Source organism: Pseudoalteromonas arctica (assembly GCF_012927645.1).
Lineage (GTDB): Bacteria > Pseudomonadota > Gammaproteobacteria > Enterobacterales > Alteromonadaceae > Pseudoalteromonas > Pseudoalteromonas arctica_A.
Window position 1 is genome coordinate 1 of record NZ_JABBMT010000099.1, and the last position, 632, is coordinate 632.

1 protein-coding gene is annotated in these 632 nt (G+C 40.3%); it reads left to right on the top strand.

The annotated features are described in order from the left end of the window. The coding region (locus HHO47_RS19070; RefSeq protein WP_169021703.1) for an IS982 family transposase at positions 1–632 on the top strand (632 nt) is incomplete at both ends.

Below are 632 nucleotides of genomic sequence, written 5' to 3' on the forward strand. Positions count from 1 at the left end.
CGTGATTTCAAAAATTACTACCTTGGGTATGTCTCACTTATGTACAAAAGTGAATTTCCTAACTTGCTCAGTTACACACGATTTTTAGCCGTTATGCCGAGGGTACTTGTGCCGATGTGCGCTTATTTCACTTCACTTAAAGGTAAACCCACAGGCGTTGAATTCATTGACTCCACATGTATTAAGGTGTGCCATAATATTCGTATTCCCAGACACAAAACCTTTGATGGGATAGCCCAACGAGGCAAAGGAACGATGGGATGGTTTTATGGCTTCAAGCTGCATTTAATTGTTAATCATCATGGCGAAATTGTTGCTGCAAAAGTGACAACAGGGAATGTACATGATACTCAACCAGTGCGTGAGTTAGCGAGCTGCCTGACAGATAAATTATATGGTGATAAAGGGTATTTAAGTAAGGCTTTAGAAGCCGATTTGCTCGATAAAGGGGTGAAGCTCATTACGACGGTTCGCAAAAATATGAAAGCAAAAGTAATGTCACTATGGGATAGAGCGATGCTTTCAAAGCGCTTTATAATCGAGACAATTAATGACCAACTCAAGAACATATCCTTCATTGAACATTCGAGGCATCGGAGTATGAACGGTTTTATGTTGAATTTAGTGGCTGG